The sequence below is a fragment of the Schaalia sp. JY-X159 genome, assembly GCF_014525425.1.
Lineage (GTDB): Bacteria > Actinomycetota > Actinomycetes > Actinomycetales > Actinomycetaceae > Scrofimicrobium.
Genome location: NZ_JACEXI010000004.1, coordinates 208,040 through 224,772 on the forward strand (window position 1 = coordinate 208,040; position 16,733 = coordinate 224,772).

Below are 16,733 nucleotides of genomic sequence, written 5' to 3' on the forward strand. Positions count from 1 at the left end.
CCGGTACCAACCTCAACGACAAGCAAACAGCAATCCATCGACTCCAAACACTCAGGCAGGCGGCGGCACTCACGAAATGTATACGTGGGGAACCAGAACGCCTCTGGGGTACGTACCCCAGGCACGCATTGGTTCCCCACGTATACATTTGAGGGTGCGGTGCCGGGTCAGCGGGTGGGGTCGGGTGCGGTGCCGGGTCAGCGGGCGGGGTGCGGGTGCGGTGCACGGTTGCGCGGCCAGATCTCCGGGCGCGCAACTTCGTGCGGGGGCGCCATGGGACTTACGGACTGGGCTCCAGGCTGGCAAGATTGAGAGGGATCGGGCTTTAGCCCGCGCCCACAAGAATTGGAGTACTCAATGAAGAAACTCATCAATGATCCAAAAGCAGTTGTCCGCGAAACCCTTGAGGGTTTTCAGGCAGCTCACGGCGACCAGGTAAAAGTCCATTTTGACCCCGACTGGGTTGAGCGCGCTGAGCCAAAAGCAGACGGCAAGGTAGGCGTTATCTCCGGTGGGGGGTCAGGACACGAACCCCTCCATGCAGGCTATGTCGGACTTGGAATGCTTGATGCCGCTGTTCCCGGAGCCGTATTCACCTCGCCAACTCCCGACCCCATTGTCGAGGCGACGAAGGCTGCCGACCGAGGCGCCGGGGTGGTCCACATCGTCAAGAACTACACCGGTGACGTCCTCAACTTTGAGACTGCGGCGGAGCTAGCGGGAATGGATGACGTCGAGGTTGAGACAGTTTTGATCGACGACGACTGTGCGGTCGAAGATTCCCTGTACACGGCTGGGCGGCGCGGCGTTGCCGGCACGGTAATTGTCGAGAAGATCGTCGGCGCTGCGGCGGAAGCGGGCCTGCCGCTCGGTGAAGTCGCACAGATTGGCCGCGACGTTAATGCCAACACGCGCTCAATGGGCCTGGCTCTTGGGCCCTGCACGGTTCCCCACGCAGGTAAGCCTTCCTTCGATCTGGAGGAAAATGAGATTGAGTTGGGTATAGGTATTCACGGTGAGCCCGGATACCGTCGTGGCCCGATGGAACCGGCCGACGACCTCACCGAGGAACTCTATGTGAAGGTGCGTGACGACCTCGGCTTGAAGTCAGGTGACAGTGTTATCGCCCTCGTCAACGGTATGGGGGGAACCCCGGAGTCAGAGCTGTACATTGTCTACCGCAAGTTGGCGCAGTTGCTGGCAGCCGATGGCATCGAGGCAGCCCGCCCGATGGTGGGCAACTACGTAACCAGCCTAGAGATGCCGGGTGTGTCAATCACACTGACGCGCGTCGATGACGCAATGCTCGGCTACTTTGATGCACCGGTCGACACTCCTGCTTGGAAGAACTAGCAAGATACTCATGATGTGGGGGCGCCCGGCTCGCAACTGTGGGCTGGGCGCACCTACGTCCCCTTGAAACAGTGCAGAATGTATCCGTGACATTTTCTTGAGAGAAGTGGAGTCCGTCATGGGAAAGAACGTAACGTGGGCGCGTCGCTGGGTGGAGCTTTCTGCCGAGAGGATCGGGGAGAACCGCGAGTTGCTGATCGACCTCGACCGTCAGATCGGTGACGGTGACCATGGGGAGAACATGGACCGTGGTTTCTCCGCCGTAGTTAGCGGGCCCGGTCTCAGTGAGGCCCAAAGCGGCGCAGATGTGTTGAAGTACGTGGCGAAGACTCTTCTTTCGACCGTGGGCGGCGCAGCGGGACCACTGTATGGAACCGCCTACCTACGCGGCGCAGGAGCAATGCCGGAAGGTGACCTCACAAGTCAGGACGTGGCCAATGTGCTCGAAGCCGCAGTGAAGGGGGTGCAAGCACGTGGCAAAGCGGTGGCGGGAGAGAAGACCATGGTTGACGCGTGGCTTCCCGCGGTGCAGGCCGCCCACGATGTGGCTGACGAGGGCGGCGATGTTGTCGCCACGTTCGCTGCAGCCGCATCTGCTGGCCATGCCGGTTCCGAAGCGACGATTCCGATGAAGGCGACCAAAGGTCGCGCCTCCTACCTCGGTGAGCGCAGCATCGGCCACCTTGATCCAGGGTCGGCTTCTTCCGCACTGCTTCTTCAGGCTGCTGCCGACGCCGCATCCGAAGTGTTTGCTGAGAGTTCGGAGTAGGGATGGGGAAAGTCGCCCTCGTACTGGTTTCTCATTCCCACGCACTTGGGGTGGGCCTGGTTGAACTGGCCAAGGCAATGGCCGCGGACGTCCATATTCGTGCCGCGGCCGGCACAGACGACGGAAGGCTTGGCACGTCCTTTGACCTAGTCGAAACCGCGGTGCAAGAGGCGCTGGTGGTGTCTGACGGTGCCGGCGTTGTCTTGCTCACCGACCTGGGTTCCGCCACTCTCACCGTTGATACAGTGCTGGAATTTGCGGACGATCCAGACGCATTACGTTTTGTGCCCGGGCCTCTCGTTGAGGGCGCGGTCGCGGCGGCAGTTGCCGCGCAACAGGGTGGGGACTTAGACGCGGTTGAGGCTTCCGTGAAGGAAGTCGCGTTGCAGTGGTGTGAAAAGGACTCGGTCGATCAGGGTGGTGCCGTGCCAGGCACCGAGTCTGCGGAAGCAGTCATAGCGGACGCTGCGGGATTACACGCCAGGCCAGCTGCCATGCTTGCGCAACTGGTGACAGGCTTTGATGCTCAGGTGTATGTGAACGGGACTCCCGCCGACTCCATGATAGAAATCATGGGACTGGGGGCGCGTCAAGGCGATAAAGTTACAATCACCGCCGAGGGCGCTCAGGCTGCAGAAGCAATGCAAGCCGTGGCTGACGCGATTACTATCGGCTTTGACACTGACGGAACGAACTAACAAGCGAGGAAACTTCATGCCAACACCCGATCTACTGGACCCAAGCAAGGAGCACTCCCTCGTCCTCATTAAGCCCGACGGAGTTCGTCGTGGGCTGACTGGGGAGATCCTCCACCGCATCGAACAGAAGGGTTTCGTACTCAAGGGACTGAAGATCAAGAAGGCTTCAGCAAGAATCCTTGAAGAGCACTACGAAGAACACGTGGACAGGCACTACTTCCCAGCGTTGCGCGACTACATGATGGAAGGCCCACTGGTTGCAGTGGTCGTTGAGGGCGATCGTGTCATCGAAGCCCTGAGGATCATGGCCGGTGCAACGAACCCCACACTCGCAAATCCCGGCACCATTCGCGGTGACCTGGGCCGCGACTGGGGTCGGGACGCAGTAGAAAACGTGGTTCACAGTTCAGACTCGCCAACGTCTGCGATCAGGGAGATTGCGCTGTGGTTCCCAGAACTGTCGTATGACGAATCAGGGGAGTCCACCCTGTAGTACGCCCACCAGAAGAAAGTCCACGGTAGGCAAACGTGTATCTCAAAGAGTTAACCGCCGCCGGATTCAAGTCTTTTGCTTCGACCACCCGGTTTCGCTTTGAACCGGGCATCACCGCCATTGTTGGGCCCAACGGGTCCGGCAAATCCAATGTCGTAGACGCATTATCCTGGGTGATGGGGGAGCAGGGGGCCAAATCTCTGCGTGGCTCCAACATGTCCGACGTGATTTTCGCCGGGGGAACAACCCGTGGCGCCCTCGGGCGTGCTCACGTTGAGCTCACCATAGACAACTCCGATGGAAAGCTCCCGATCGCCTACTCGGAAGTCACGATCTCGCGAACGATGTTTCGCTCAGGCGGCTCCGAATACGCAATTAACCGCTCTCCCGTGCGTCTCCTTGATGTTCAGGAGCTCCTTTCCGATTCTGGGTTGGGGCGGCAAATGCACGTCATTGTGGGCCAGGGGCAACTGGACACAGTGCTGTCTGCATCGCCGGTCGACAGGCGACTCTTTATAGACGAGGCCGCGGGCGTCGCCAAGCACCGGCGCCGTAAGGAACGTGCGCTACGCAAGTTAGAGTCGATGGATGCCAACCTGGTTCGCGTCCTCGACCTCACAGAAGAGATGCGGGCACGACTGCGTCCACTGGCACGTCAGGCAAAAGCAGCGCGGGAAGCCGCAGGGGTGCGCTATCGTCTGGGTTACGCAACTGCCCGGATCCTCGGGGATGACCTGGTGGTGTCCCGCGCCAAGCTGGACCGCGACCTCGAACGACTTGAGAAACTACGTGACTCAGCACGGCGCGAGACGGATGCCCTCGAAGAGCTGAAGGAACGTCAGAAGGCTGTCGTGGGACAGCACTCCCGCTTCCGGGAGCGCGCCGAGCAGGTTGGTGAGCTGTACAGGGATTTCACTGAGGCAAGAGAGCGATTCGTTGCGGTTGAAGAGATAGCTCAAGAACGGGCCTCCTCCGCCGCACGCACACCGACGGCCGTGTCGCAGAGTTCCGTGGATCTTGCGGACGAAAGAGCCAAGGAGGCCGCCGCGGAGGCGCAACTTCTTCGTAGTGCCACTGAGGCGAGCGACGTTGCTTACCGGGATGCCAGCGTCGGGCGTGAGTTGGGTGAATCGAAGGTGCGCGATGCTGAAAAGGTCCTACGGCAGGTGACCGCTGAACTACGAGCTGCCCAAGAGAGCTTTGCGCGCCTCAAGCGAGATGCGGAGACCGCTGCCCTTGCCGTGGAGGCCTCGGCGGGACAGATGCGTGGCGCACGCGAGCGGTTGACCGCGGCAAACGGACGTTTTGACGGTGCTCGCAAGGCAGTTGCTGATTTTGTGAGTACCTCACCCCACCACGATTCGGGTCTCCTTACCGGCATTGCGGGAGACACCGTCGGTTCGGAGGCCGCCGCATACGAGGACGCGGCGCGTGAGGAACAGGAAGCACGGGATCGGCTCGCAGTATCCGAGAGGTTGGAGCGGGACTGCCGCGAGGATGTTTCTAGACTGCGTTCAAGGCGGGAGACTCTAGCTGCTTCGCTTGAAGGGGGCCGTGAGGCAACCCCGTCAAGATCTGAGGAAGTGAGGCACTTCCGGGATCGGATTGGGGTCAGCCCGAGGCTTGAGGACGTTCTCGTCATTGAGCGCGGTTGGGAAGAGGCGATAACCGCGCTTCTGGGAACCATGCTCTCCGCGCGCGTTGTCGTCGGTGAAGGTGAGAGCCGCAACCTACTCGGTCAGATGCCCGACATGTTGAGCGCCCCCGACTTAGGTGCGGCGGGTCTTGTCTTCACCGATACTCCCGCGGGTCGAGGGGGCGGCGTTGAAGGGCCTGTGGCGGCCCTCCAGCCGGAACCCGAGCTATTAGCACTGGCACAGGAGTGCGGGGTCAGCCCGGCACATGATGTCGTGAAGTCGGCATCTGCACCCGGGGCTTCACCGGGTTCCTACCTCGAGCGGTTACTCGCGGACACCTGGGTCTGCGACGAGGTGGGCGGCGCCCTTGCTTTCCTGGACCGTCTGGAAGCCGAGATGGTGCCGGGTTCGGACCCGCAGTCCACGCCCACAATTGCAACGCGTCACGGTGCGGTCCTTGGCCATGATTACGTGCGTTTGCGGGGTCAGCAGGAAACGTCACGTTTGTCCCTGCGTGCCGACTTGGAGGAAACGTCGGCCCAGGAGGCTCGCGCTAATGACGCCCTCGAGGACGCGACTCGCAGTGTTGAGACTGCGCGTTCCACTCTTACGGATGCGGTGAAGCGAAAGAACGAGGCTCTGACCCGGCTTCGCGCGGCAGATGCGGAGAGGGCGAAACATGCTCAGGAGGCCGCCCGCCTGAACGCCCTCGCCCACGCTAGTGAAGTTGACGTTGACCGAATAGCGAAGCAGGTGGAGGACGCGCAGAAGCGCCTGGAGCACAGCCGAATGCTCGCGGCGGAAGCGGAGGCAAAGGTACCTGCCGCGGCCCCGTCTGAGGATTCGCGGGCTTTGGCAGACGCTTCGTCAGCGGTCGAGGCAGCACGCCAGGCTCTACAGGAGGCTTGGGCGGCAGAGAACCAGGCCCGGTTGGACGCCCATGTCGCTAGGGAAAGATCCACGGCTGCTGACCGCCAAGCACGAGCTTTCGCCGCGCAGGCGCAGAGCCTACGTGAGGATCGTGCGCGCCAGGTCGCTCGTGAGGCCGCAGCCAAGCACGCTGTTGGTGGTTTTCAGTCGGTGATGACTATGGCACGTGAGGGTGCTGCCCGGGCCGAGGGCGCTGCGGGGCAGGCCCTGAGTTTGCGTACACAAGCCCGGGAGCGCTTCGAGGAGCTGTCGTCCGAGGCCGAGCAGTTACTGATGCAGATTGGTGCCATCGAGAAGGAACGTGCAAGCGGCAACGACGAATTGCTTCAGACCGAAGTGGCAGTTGCTCAGGAACGCTCCCAGGTCACCGCGCTGGAAGAGAAGGCGAAGACCCTGGTCGAGGACTACGGCAGACTGCTGAATCTACGCATGCCATCCCTGCTGGGTAAGTACGGGAATACGGAATCTGCCGCCAGTGGGGAAGTCCCGGCTTCATCGGAAGAACATGGCGGCGCAAACCCTGAAGAAGATGCCCAGGTCAACACGGACGCCCTGTGCGGGGACGCAATAGTTGCCTCGTTTGGGCCTCACGTGCCGTGGAACCCTCAGCCGCCCCACCCGGAAGAAGGAGACGCGGAAGAGGGAGACGACCTCAACTCAAATGTCGTGTTCACACGTCAGCAGGCGGAAGAAGAACGAGGGCGAGCTGAGCGTGCCCTCTCGCGCCTGGGGATAGTCAATCCTCTGGCCGTCGAGGAGTATGAGGCGGCGTCGTCACGGTACAACTTCTTGCAGACGCAGGTGGAGGACCTTAACCGCTCCAAGTCTGATTTGCTGGCGCTGATAAAGGAAGTTGACGCGCAGGTTAAGTCGGCTTTCACTGACGCGTTTGCGGATACTGCGCAGAAGTTTGAAAGAACCTTCTCAGTCCTCTTCCCCGGTGGAACTGGACGCCTAGAGCTGACGGATCCAGACGACCCCCTCACCACAGGGGTAGAAATCTATGCTCGGCCGTCCGGAAAACGCGTTACAAGGTTGTCTCTACTCAGTGGTGGCGAACGTTCTCTGGCGGCACTGGCCTACCTGATAGCGATCTTTGAGGCGAGGCCGTCACCGTTCTATGTACTTGATGAGATCGAAGCGGCACTAGACGACATTAACCTGACCAGGGTTCTGCGCCTGCTGGAAGATCTGCGTCGCGAAAGCCAGCTGCTTATCATCACCCACCAGAAGCGGACCATGGAGTTCGCCGACGCGCTCTATGGCGTGACCATGAAAGACGGTATCACTGCGGTAATGTCACACAGAATGGCAGGCTAACGAGAGTCTTGAAGCAGCTAAGCTGACTGTGAATCCAAACTGTGGACAGGAGGAGCATCGCTGTGAAGGACGGATCCTCATGAGTGCACATCACGCCCTCTACTTGGCGCTCATTATCCTTGTGCTCCTCGCCATCCTGGTCCTGGTTAGTGCCGCCTTAGTGCGCCGCCCTCGCCAAGAATGGCAGGTTGCAGTGCGCGGCCAAACCAAAGATGTGAGGGAGTCGGGAATGCCGTCAATTCGCAATCCCGGATTGCGCCCTCGAAAAGTTAGTCTGGACGAAATGTGGGCCGCCAACTCAGTGCCGGAGAGTGCCTATCTTGGTGCGCCAAAGCTTCTTCATCGTGAAGAGGTGATGGCAGCCCTGGCTCCAGCTCCGCGTGAACTGGTGCAGCAGTACCAGGGAGTCTTCTTAGGGGCTCAGATTGCTCAGGGGCCAGCAGCACCGCCACCACCATCTCTCGATGACGACGAGTTCTATGAACCCGCGGTGATCACAGGTGAAGTATCCATCTTCAACGCTGCACTCGATCGTCCTGGTTATGAAGAGGATGAAGAGTGGACGGACGGCGCTGATCTGAAGTTCCTCGATGTGATGCGTGAGAAGGCGGAGATTGCTAAAGCGGCGTGGTCTGGCGTTAGCACATGGACCTCGGGCGCGGCGAGTTCCGTTCGAGCTCGCTTCGCCAAAGACGATGCAGATAGCGACTCGGTAGAGCACATTGTTGAGCCCGACCCAGACCCTCAGGTAGATTCTGCAGCCCTAGTTGACGCTGAGCCCATGGTCCAAGACGACTTGGAAGTGGACGTAGTGATCTTGGACGACGCTGAACTGGACGTGGAGGGCGAGACCTGGGGTAGCGAGGGAACCCAAGCGCAGCCGCCTTTGGTACCAGCGCCCCCTCCTGAACCAGAAGATCTTGACAACTGGGTGCGCGGCCTCGCAGGGGGCGAGGAAGACCGAGTGAACAGGTATCATCCCAGTTGGCGCCCGACCTCAAACACAGAAGAGGACACCCCATGAACACGCTAACTGAGTTCTTCACAACTCCGCTAGGACTCTTGATTGCAGCCCTAGTCTTGATTGTTGTCGTGGCCGTTATTGTTCTGGCGGTGCGTTCTGGGAAATCAGCACCCCAAGAACCCGCTGAGAAGGCGAAGCCAGCTCCTGCAACCCCACCTCCGGAAGAGGTTGAGGAGGTTGCGACTGCTGAAGACACCGAGGCTGTTGCCCCTGCTCTTGAAGAGCCGGAGGCCGTGCGAAGTCGCATGCAGCGCCTCCGCGCTCGCATGGCGTCGTCGGGTGGCATTGGGAAGGCTCTTCTCGCTGTCTTTGCTCGCGGTGACCTGAGTGCCTCCGATTGGGAAGAAATTGAAGACACCCTCCTGCTAGCCGATGTTGGTCTTGGCCCAACAGAAGAGATCATTGCGAGACTGCGGGACGAGGCGCGGGTTCGCGGAAGCCTCGACTCTGAGGCAGCTAGGGAAGTGCTTCGCGATGAGCTGCTGAGACTAGTTGATCCGGGCATGGACAGGTCGTTGAACCTGGAGCCCGTTACTGCCAGCAGTGGAAAGCTCGGTCCGGCAGCCGTCCTCGTCGTCGGAGTCAATGGAACAGGGAAGACTACGACGGTTGGAAAGATGGCTCGACTACTGCGCGCCGAGGATAAGACCGTTGTTTTGGGTGCCGCGGACACATTCAGGGCCGCTGCAAGCGAGCAGCTGGCGACTTGGGGTTCGCGGGTCGGAGTGCCAGTTGTCGCCTCAGATCGAGAAGGTGGGGATCCGGCCTCGGTCGCTTTTGAGGCAGTAAAGGTAGGCGTGGAAGCCGGGTCTGATGTCGTGATTGTTGATACGGCAGGCAGACTGCAGACCAAGACCGCACTGATGGACGAGCTGGGGAAGATTCGGCGCGTCATGGAAAAACAGGTTCCAGTTGGAGAGGTCTTGTTGGTGCTGGATGCCACCACGGGACAAAATGGTATGAAGCAGGCCCAGGTGTTTGCGCAGGCCGTGGGAATCACAGGGATTGTGCTCACAAAGTTGGATGGGTCTGCGAAGGGTGGAATTGTCATCTCCGTCCAAAAAGAACTGGGCGTTCCCGTCAAGCTGGTGGGCCTAGGTGAGGGGCCGGATGATCTGGCACCATTTGATCCCAGCGGCTTTGTTGACGCTATCGTTGGGGAATAACATCGGCCACCAAGCGGGTCCTAAACGAAGGGTTTACGTGTGTTTAACACTCTGTCTGATCGTCTGAGCGATTCGTTCAAGCGCATCCGTGGCAAAGGTGTGCTGTCTGAAGCGGATGTTGATGAGACACTCGGGGAGATTCGTCGGGCACTTCTGGATGCGGACGTTGCACTCCCGGTGGTCCGCGATTTCATCGCCAACGTTCGGGAGGAGGCTTATGGTGCAGCGCGTTCGAAGGCTCTGAATCCCGGCCAACAGGTTGTGCAGGTTGTGCACGATCAACTGGTAGAGATCCTCGGTGGTGCAACCCGGGAGTTAACATTTGCGCAGCGGGGGCCCACGGTCTTCATGCTCGCTGGTCTGCAGGGGGCCGGTAAAACCACCCTGGCCGGGAAGCTTGGTAAGTGGCTTCGGGAGAACGATAAGCGCGTCCTCCTTGTTGCATCTGACCTGCAGCGTCCCAACGCCGTCAACCAACTGCAGATTGTTGGCGAACGCGCGGGAGTTGACGTTTGGGCACCTGAACCTGGCAACGGGGTGGGCAACCCCATTGTGGTTGCGCGCAGCGGTTTGTCCGAGGCCGTTATGAACGGCTACGACGTCGTCATTGTTGATACCGCAGGACGACTGGGTGTCGATGAGGAAATGATGCAGCAGGCTCGCGATATTCGCGATGCTGTCAAACCACACGAAACGATGTTCGTCCTTGACGCCATGGTGGGTCAGGACGCGGTACAGACCGCAACGGCATTCCGCGACGGGGTTGGATTTACCGGTGTTGTTATGTCGAAGATGGACGGCGATGCACGCGGTGGTGCTGCGCTGTCCGTTCGTGGCGTGACCGGTGCGCCTATTCTCTTTGCGTCGACCGGTGAAGGCCTTGACGACTTTGAGCGTTTTCACGCCGACCGCATGGCGGGCCGCATCCTCGACATGGGCGATATCCTCACCCTGATCGAGCAAGCTGAGAAGAAGATTGATCAAGAGACTGCTGAAGAGATGGCCGCGAAGGCCATGTCGGGAGATCTGACTCTTGATGACTTCTTGAAGCAACTTCAGCAGGTCCGCAAGATGGGCTCCATGAAGAAGGTCTTGGGGATGATGCCTGGGATGGCCCAGGTCCGCGACCAGCTTGAGAACTTTGATGAGAAGGATGTTGATCGCGTTGAGGCGATCGTGCGTTCCATGACTCCCGGTGAGCGCAAAGATGTCAAGATCCTTAATGGATCCCGCCGTGCTCGTATTGCCAAGGGGTCGGGAACATCCGTCACTGAGGTGAACGGCCTCGTCAAGAGGTTTGAAGCAGCCAAGCAGATGATGTCTTCGATGGGGCAGGGCGGGATGCCCAACCTCGGTGCGATGCAGGGGCGACCCGGTCGGGCTGCTGGGCGCGCGAAGCAGAAAGAACAGGCGCGTCAGGCACAGGCACAGAAGGCTCGCGTGCAGAAGAAGGCGCGTTCGGGAAACCCGGCCAAGCGTCGTCAGCAGGAACTTGAGGCAATGCTGCCAAAGGGGCAGCGCGGTGGGAAAGCTGTGTCTCCCCAGGGGAGTGCGTTTGGGCTTGCTGCGGCTCCCGAGGCGACAGACGTTCGTGAGACGATGGATTCTCTGCCGGACGACCTAAAACGCATGTTGGGGAAGGGCTTCTAGCCCGCCCCGCTCCACAGCTCTAAGGTTGCCGGAAGCGCCTAAGGTTGCCGCCGTTCTCGCGAATTATGGGCAACCTTAGGCGCTTCCGGCAACCTTAGAGCTGTGGACGCGCAGGGCCAACGACATTTCCGTGAAGGGCACACGGAACTGAGCCAGCGGTAGAGTCTGAGCATGGCAGATAGTGAGAAATCCACCAGCGGGTCCGTTCAGGGATGGGTACAGTGGCGTGACAACCCTGGAGAGAGGCCAACATTCCGCTACGGTACGTTGACCTGGCGAGACTCGGTTATCGAGTCGTTTGCTGAGCAGTCGGTTGCGGCGTCATCCTCGATGGTGGAGCAGCGCGCCACAGCCGACTCTGATTCGCAGCTCTTTATCGTGCCCGGCTTCGTTGATCTGCATTCTCACCTGGCGATCGCCCAGGGTCCGCAGTCGTCCGACGTGATCAGAGCACACGCGTGGGAGGAGATCAGAGCCGGCGTGCTAGCCGTCCGGGAGCCAGGTTCACCAGTGAAGGTCAGCCCCGGCGAGCTGCCGTTTGGACGGCCAATCGTCATTTCGGCAGGTCGGCACATCGCTCTGGAGAAGCGCTATAACCGGGGGCTCGCCATCGAGCTTCCCGCGGATCCCACGGAGGGAGAAGTACCCGTCCGGACAAGTCTTCTTGCAGACGAGGTTCAACGTCAAGCGTCCGCCTCTGACGGCTGGGTGAAACTGGTGGGGGATTGGATTGACCGCTCAGAGGGGGCGTCCTCGGACCTTAAACCACTGTGGAGCCGCGAAGAGCTGCTGGCCGCAATCGATGCCGCTCATGAGGTGGGGGCCAAAGTTGCCGTTCACACTTTCGGACGAGACATAATCGACGACCTGCTTGATGCCGGAGTGGACTCGATTGAGCACGGCACCGGGATGTCGGCAACGCAGATGCGACGCGCAGCCAGGCTGGGAGTTGTTGTGGTGCCAACTCTCATCCAGGTCTTCAAGTTCCCTGAGTTTGCGTCCTCGGCAACTCGCTACCCCAGGTATGCGGAGACCATGACCGATCTTTACGACGGGCGTGAGAAGTGGTTTGCCGATCTGCTATCTTCGGGCGTGATGATCCTTCCGGGCTCCGACGCTGGCGGCTACCAGGTGCACGGTGCCTTGATTGATGAGCTGGAGCAGTGGGTTGTGTGGGGGATGGAGCCCGAGGACGTACTGGCCAGCGCGACATGGAAAGCTCGCGACTTCCTGGGGCTGGACTGTTTGCAGGTTGGCGCCCCCGCGGATGCAGTTGTCTTCGCTGAAGATCCGCGCAGCTCCCCCCAGGTCTGGCGCCACCCGCAAGCGGTGGTCACAAATGGTCGTAGAGTGGTTCCCGCAACAAACCGTCTGCATTATCAGAGCGTTAGGCAGGAGCCGGAATGCAAGACCACACACCCACAAAGAAGGACTGGCTAGCGCTCGCAGTGCTGGCCGTTGGGCTCGGGCTGATCGTCCTCGACGGGACCATCGTTGGGGTGGCATTACCCATCATTATTGAAGACCTTGGCATGGATCTCACCGACGCTCAGTGGGTGAATAGCCTCTACGCGGTGATCTTGGCGGCGCTCTTGCTGTCAACGGGCAGTCTGGCAGACAGGTGGGGACGCAAGCGGGTCTTCCTGCTGGGGATCGTCATTTTTGTTGCAGGGAGTCTCTTGGCTGCGGGCGCTGGAAGTGCGGGCGCTCTGATTGGGTCGCGCGCGGTCCAGGCGATTGGTGCCGCCCTGATCATGCCTTCGACGCTTTCCACCGTCAATGCGACATTCAGGGGGACGTACAGGGCGGCTGCCTTTGGCGTTTGGGGGGCGGTGATTTCTGGGGCGGCAGCACTTGGGCCGCTAGCCGGTGGGGCCCTGACCCAGTGGGCTTCATGGAACTGGATTTTCCTGGTCAACCTTCCCATTGGCGTCCTCGTCATCATCGCCACACTTCTTGTTGTCCCCGAAACACGCGGTAAGCCGGGTGGGCGTGGAGTCGACGTCGACGGCGCCCTGCTTAGTGCCATTGGGTTTGGCGCCCTCGTCTTTGCCATCATCGAGGGTCCCGATTTGGGATGGTGGACCCCGCAGGCTGAACTGCACCTATTCGGGTGGACGTGGGGGACGTCCATGGCCGTCTCACCCGTGCCAGTTGCGTTCTTGATTGCTGCGATCGCGCTGACCCTGTTTGTGTTCTGGGAAAGGCACCGCAAGCGGGTGGCGCGGGCGGCCCTTCTTGATCTCAGTCTCTTCAGACTTCCGACCTTCTCGTGGGGCAACGTTACGGCAGCGACGGTTGCTGCGGGAGAGTTTGCCCTGGTATTTGTTTTGCCGCTCTACCTGGTTAATGCCCTGGGCCTGGATGTGATGGGCGCGGGACTTGTTTTTGCTGCGATGGCAGTGGGGGCATTCATGTCAGGTGCGGCCGCTCGCCATGTTGCGGCACGTTTTGGGTCACCCGGTACCGTTCTGATCGGTTTGGTCTTGGAGTTGTCTGGCGTACTGGTGTTGGCATTGGTACTTCGCGACAACACGCCAGCGTGGCTGGTGGCACTTCCACTGGTGGCTTACGGGCTTGGGCTTGGTTTGGCTTCGGCTCAACTTACCGGAACTGTGCTACGCGATGTGCCGGTGGAAATTTCTGGTCAGGGTTCGGCGACGCAGAGCACGGTGAGACAGTTGGGATCGGCCCTCGGCACGGCTATCTCTGGAGCTTCACTATCGATTGCAATGGCCATTACCGTGCCTGCCGCTCTCGATGCGGCGGGTGTTGGCGGAGCCATGGCAGACCAGTTGGCCGACGGGGTTCGGCAGTCGGCTGGTACGACGATCTCCATGCTTCGCGCACAGGGGGACCACAGCGACCTCGGCTCTGCCACAGGCACGGTGGTTGAGGCGCTGTCGCACGGGTTTGCCCAGGCGACTTCGTGGTCGCTGGTGGTTGCAGCGTTTTTCCTAGCTCTGGGTCTGCTTGGCGCGTTCCGCCTCTGGAAGGCTACTAACGCTAGTGGCGCGGTCGCAGTCCGAGGATAGGTTGCGAATGTCACTAGTGAGTGGGGTGCTAGTCCTCTAGCGGATTGCCCGCTTCGGCTAGAGATGCGTCTGCTTCGGCATCGAGTTCACGCAGCACTCGTTCTGCTGTAGTGGCTTGAAGCGTGCTCCCTGACGCGACAACTCCGGGGCGCAGACCGTCGGGAAGGTCAGTGCCCATGGGGAGATTGAGGACGCTGCCCCCGGCGACGCGCACCATGTGGATGCCGGCTGCCACGTCCCACGGTTTCAGCGCGGTCGCCATTGAGACCCCGATCCACCCGGCCGCGACCATGGCGAGGTCGACTGCGCCAGCGCCCGGCCTGCGAACAGTTGAGTAGGCGTTCATCAAGGTTTTCTCGTGGGCCAAGGATAAGTCCGGGCTTGCGTTGAGGTCGTGCACGCCCGGATAGTAGGTAGCCAACAGCGCTTCGGTCTCTGTTGTGGGTCCCCTGCTAGTCAGTAGTTTCCTAGTGCCATCCCTCTCATCCTCATGCCAGAAGTGCCGGTCATCGGCAACGAAGATTTCGTAGTTGAAGGGAACAGAGATCGCGCCCGCCACCACTTCTCCGTCTAGCTCCACACCTATGGAAGTTCCAAAGTAGGTGAGGCCGGAAGCAAAGTTCGCGGTTCCATCGATGGGGTCGACAATCCAGCGAACCCGACTGCGAAGAGGTGCGATGACGTCAATAACCTGCTCGGAGAGCGCGACAGCTGGAGCTTGAACGTACTCAGAAATATCCCCAACAAGTTCAGGGTCCAGTTCCTCACCCATCTCTTCACCGAGGACGGTGCAACCGGGCGCGAACTTAGCGAGGAACCAGCGGATGATAGCTTCGGTGCGTTGGTCGTGAACTGTGACGGGGTCGTGGATGTCCTGTTTCAAGCCAACTTCCGGCGCAGAGCGGGCCACGCTCCTCAAGTAGGGCGCAACCAGGGTGGTGGCGGTTGCTGCCAGTTCGGCAAGCGCAGTGGGAATTGACAGGGGAGAAACTGAGTTTTCAGACATGGGTCTAGTCTCTCGCACATCTTGTCGGAGCGTCGGTGAGCAACTCCACGTCACTAAATTGGGGCGGGGATGTGGATTCGCCTTGGGAATGTGCTCCGTAGGTGGCAGAATGTGTGACTGTACTCGGCTCCGTGCCCCCTCTCTGCACGTGAATCGCGTTCTATGGGCGATACGCCGTTGGCCCCACCAATGGAAGTGGAACCCACCGTAATAACAAGGAGAAACCACTCAAGTGGCTGTACGTATTCGTTTGAAGCGCCTCGGCGCAATCCACGACCCCAAGTATCGCGTTGTTGTTGTCGACTCGCGTAAAAAGCGCGATGGTCGCGTGATCGAGGAGATCGGTTTTTACGATCCGATCCCTAACCCCTCGATTATCAAGATCGATTCTGAGCGGGCCGTCTACTGGCTCGGTGTTGGCGCACAGCCTTCCGAGTCAGCACGTCGTCTGCTCAGCCTGAATGGCGACCTTGCTCGCGCAGCAGGTAAAGAGAACGTTGTCAGCCGCATCAAGGTTGCTGACGTTGATAAGGCCGCTGAAGTGCAGGAAGCCATTACTGCGGCGGAAGATAAGGCGCGCAAGTCGAAGGCGAAGCAGGCTGAATCAAAGGCTGCCGCAAAGGCTGAAGCCGAGGTTGAGGCCGCAAATGCTAAGACTGAAGAAGCTGAAGAGGCTGCTGCAGAATGAGCTCGCTTGCCGATGCCCTAGAACATTTGGTGTCAGGAATTGTTGATCACCCGGAAGATGTTCGGGTCGACAGCAAAAACCAGCGCCGTGGCGAACTCTTGGAAGTCCGGGTTCACCCGGATGACTTGGGGCGAGTCATCGGTCGGAACGGACGCACAGCGCGTTCGCTTCGAAAGGTGGTTTCTGCGCTCAAGGGTAAGGATTTCGTTCGTGTCGATGTCGTAGAGACTGACCGCCGATAATCTTTTGCGGGAAAACTCGTGACTAATGGGTCTGGCCAGGGGCCGGGCCCATTAGTCTTTAACCAGAACAGCCAGACGCGAAGTCTTTTTCCAGAACCGACCGGCACGCAGGCCACGGATCCCGTATCTACCTGGATCCCGCATCTAACGGGTGTCGCGTCCGACAACAGGGAGCACCATGACGAAAACACATTCTTCAAACCTACTTCTAGCCGGCATTGTTGGCGCAGCCCGGGGCTTGCGGGGTGAAGTTAGTGTGGATGTGCGTACGGACCGGGCGCAAAGCGTCTTCGATGAGGGCGCTACATTAACTACCTCGTCACCTGCGCACCCAGAGCTGGTTGTCGTCCGCGCGCGTGAGCACAGCGGCCGCCTCTTCGTGCAGTTCGAGGACGTCACCACCCGCGAAGACGCAGAGGCTCTGCGCGGTGTCGAGCTCCTCGTGGAGCCAGAATCTGAAGATGATGCCTGGTATGCAGCGGAGCTTGAAGGGCTCAAGGTCGAAGACGCTGATGGAAACATACTTGGCGTCGTGTCGGGCCTTGTTGCAGCTCCGGCTCATGATCTGCTCATCGTTCGAGCAGGGCAGGTGGACGTGATGGTCCCCTTCGTTGAAGAGATCGTTCCAACCATCTCGGTTGAGGAAGGTCGAGTTGTGGTTAACGCACCATCGGGCTTGTTCCCAGATGCAGATCAAGTAGCACCTCAAGACTGAGGGGCGT

At 60.0% G+C, this 16,733-nt stretch carries 14 protein-coding genes; 13 read left to right on the forward strand and 1 reads right to left on the reverse strand.

The features are described from left to right. The first annotated feature begins 357 nt into the window (after positions 1-357). The 10 genes from dhaK (at position 358) to IDL90_RS08480 (ending at position 14,075) form a co-directional block, all read left to right on the forward strand. Positions 358-1,353: a dihydroxyacetone kinase subunit DhaK gene (dhaK, locus tag IDL90_RS08435; protein WP_182142175.1), complete on the forward strand. Its 996-nt coding sequence runs from the start codon at positions 358-360 to the stop codon at positions 1,351-1,353. A gap of 118 nt (positions 1,354-1,471) precedes the next feature. Next, on the forward strand, positions 1,472-2,122 hold the full coding sequence (dhaL, locus tag IDL90_RS08440; RefSeq protein WP_182142176.1) for a dihydroxyacetone kinase subunit DhaL: 651 nt from the start codon (positions 1,472-1,474) through the stop codon (positions 2,120-2,122). Between the two features lie 2 nt (positions 2,123-2,124). Further along, complete coding sequence (dhaM, locus tag IDL90_RS08445; RefSeq protein ID WP_187995094.1) at positions 2,125-2,820, forward strand: dihydroxyacetone kinase phosphoryl donor subunit DhaM; 696 nt, start codon at positions 2,125-2,127, stop codon at positions 2,818-2,820. A gap of 16 nt (positions 2,821-2,836) precedes the next feature. Continuing rightward, a complete protein-coding gene (gene ndk / locus IDL90_RS08450; protein WP_182142178.1) occupies positions 2,837-3,313 on the forward strand; it encodes a nucleoside-diphosphate kinase in 477 nt (158 codons plus the stop codon). Between the two features lie 35 nt (positions 3,314-3,348). Continuing rightward, positions 3,349-7,200, forward strand: coding sequence for an AAA family ATPase (locus tag IDL90_RS08455; protein ID WP_187995095.1), 3,852 nt, complete (start codon positions 3,349-3,351; stop codon positions 7,198-7,200). A 79-nt stretch (positions 7,201-7,279) separates the two neighbouring features. Continuing rightward, entirely contained in the window at positions 7,280-8,224 is a 945-nt protein-coding gene (locus tag IDL90_RS08460) for a hypothetical protein (RefSeq protein WP_187995096.1), read from the forward strand. After that, positions 8,221-9,390, forward strand: coding sequence for a signal recognition particle-docking protein FtsY (gene ftsY, locus IDL90_RS08465; protein ID WP_187995097.1), 1,170 nt, complete (start codon positions 8,221-8,223; stop codon positions 9,388-9,390). Before IDL90_RS08460 ends, ftsY begins: the two co-directional genes overlap by 4 nt. A gap of 39 nt (positions 9,391-9,429) precedes the next feature. Further along, positions 9,430-11,040 (forward strand): signal recognition particle protein, encoded by a 1,611-nt coding sequence (gene ffh / locus IDL90_RS08470; protein ID WP_187995098.1) that lies wholly within the window; start codon positions 9,430-9,432, stop codon positions 11,038-11,040. A gap of 171 nt (positions 11,041-11,211) precedes the next feature. Then, positions 11,212-12,480: an amidohydrolase family protein gene (locus IDL90_RS08475; RefSeq protein WP_187995099.1), complete on the forward strand. Its 1,269-nt coding sequence runs from the start codon at positions 11,212-11,214 to the stop codon at positions 12,478-12,480. Beyond that, positions 12,444-14,075, forward strand: a complete 1,632-nt coding sequence (locus IDL90_RS08480) for an MFS transporter (protein ID WP_187995100.1) — start codon at positions 12,444-12,446, stop codon at positions 14,073-14,075. The genes IDL90_RS08475 and IDL90_RS08480 overlap by 37 nt, the downstream gene beginning before the upstream one ends. Positions 14,076-14,103: 28 nt before the next feature. Here IDL90_RS08480 and IDL90_RS08485 read toward each other — a convergent pair whose 3' ends face one another. Then, positions 14,104-15,081 (reverse strand): inositol monophosphatase, encoded by a 978-nt coding sequence (locus IDL90_RS08485; protein ID WP_187995101.1) that lies wholly within the window; start codon positions 15,079-15,081, stop codon positions 14,104-14,106. A 232-nt stretch (positions 15,082-15,313) separates the two neighbouring features. Between IDL90_RS08485 and rpsP the strand changes: the two genes are divergently transcribed. The 3 genes from rpsP to rimM all read left to right on the forward strand — a co-directional run bounded on the left by rpsP (position 15,314) and on the right by rimM (position 16,726). Next, on the forward strand, positions 15,314-15,769 hold the full coding sequence (gene rpsP, locus IDL90_RS08490; protein ID WP_187995103.1) for a 30S ribosomal protein S16: 456 nt from the start codon (positions 15,314-15,316) through the stop codon (positions 15,767-15,769). Next, positions 15,766-16,011 carry an RNA-binding protein gene (locus tag IDL90_RS08495; protein WP_182142193.1) on the forward strand — a complete coding sequence of 82 codons (246 nt, stop codon included), beginning with the start codon at positions 15,766-15,768 and terminating at the stop codon, positions 16,009-16,011. The genes rpsP and IDL90_RS08495 overlap by 4 nt, the downstream gene beginning before the upstream one ends. 178 nt (positions 16,012-16,189) lie before the next feature. Beyond that, positions 16,190-16,726, forward strand: coding sequence for a ribosome maturation factor RimM (rimM, locus tag IDL90_RS08500; protein ID WP_187995105.1), 537 nt, complete (start codon positions 16,190-16,192; stop codon positions 16,724-16,726). The last annotated feature ends 7 nt before the right edge of the window (positions 16,727-16,733 follow it).

What these genes read in the sequence shown, in the direction of transcription:
- dhaK (WP_182142175.1), top strand. Translation starts at nt 358, where the DNA reads ATGAAGAAACTCATCAATGATCCAAAAGCAGTTGTCCGCGAAACCCTT.
- dhaL (WP_182142176.1), top strand. Translation starts at nt 1,472, where the DNA reads ATGGGAAAGAACGTAACGTGGGCGCGTCGCTGGGTGGAGCTTTCTGCC.
- dhaM (WP_187995094.1), top strand. Translation starts at nt 2,125, where the DNA reads ATGGGGAAAGTCGCCCTCGTACTGGTTTCTCATTCCCACGCACTTGGG.
- ndk (WP_182142178.1), top strand. Translation starts at nt 2,837, where the DNA reads ATGCCAACACCCGATCTACTGGACCCAAGCAAGGAGCACTCCCTCGTC.
- IDL90_RS08460 (WP_187995096.1), top strand. Translation starts at nt 7,280, where the DNA reads ATGAGTGCACATCACGCCCTCTACTTGGCGCTCATTATCCTTGTGCTC.
- ftsY (WP_187995097.1), top strand. Translation starts at nt 8,221, where the DNA reads ATGAACACGCTAACTGAGTTCTTCACAACTCCGCTAGGACTCTTGATT.
- IDL90_RS08475 (WP_187995099.1), top strand. Translation starts at nt 11,212, where the DNA reads ATGGCAGATAGTGAGAAATCCACCAGCGGGTCCGTTCAGGGATGGGTA.
- IDL90_RS08480 (WP_187995100.1), top strand. Translation starts at nt 12,444, where the DNA reads ATGCAAGACCACACACCCACAAAGAAGGACTGGCTAGCGCTCGCAGTG.
- IDL90_RS08485 (WP_187995101.1), bottom strand. Translation starts at nt 15,081, where the DNA reads ATGTCTGAAAACTCAGTTTCTCCCCTGTCAATTCCCACTGCGCTTGCC.
- IDL90_RS08495 (WP_182142193.1), top strand. Translation starts at nt 15,766, where the DNA reads ATGAGCTCGCTTGCCGATGCCCTAGAACATTTGGTGTCAGGAATTGTT.
- rimM (WP_187995105.1), top strand. Translation starts at nt 16,190, where the DNA reads ATGACGAAAACACATTCTTCAAACCTACTTCTAGCCGGCATTGTTGGC.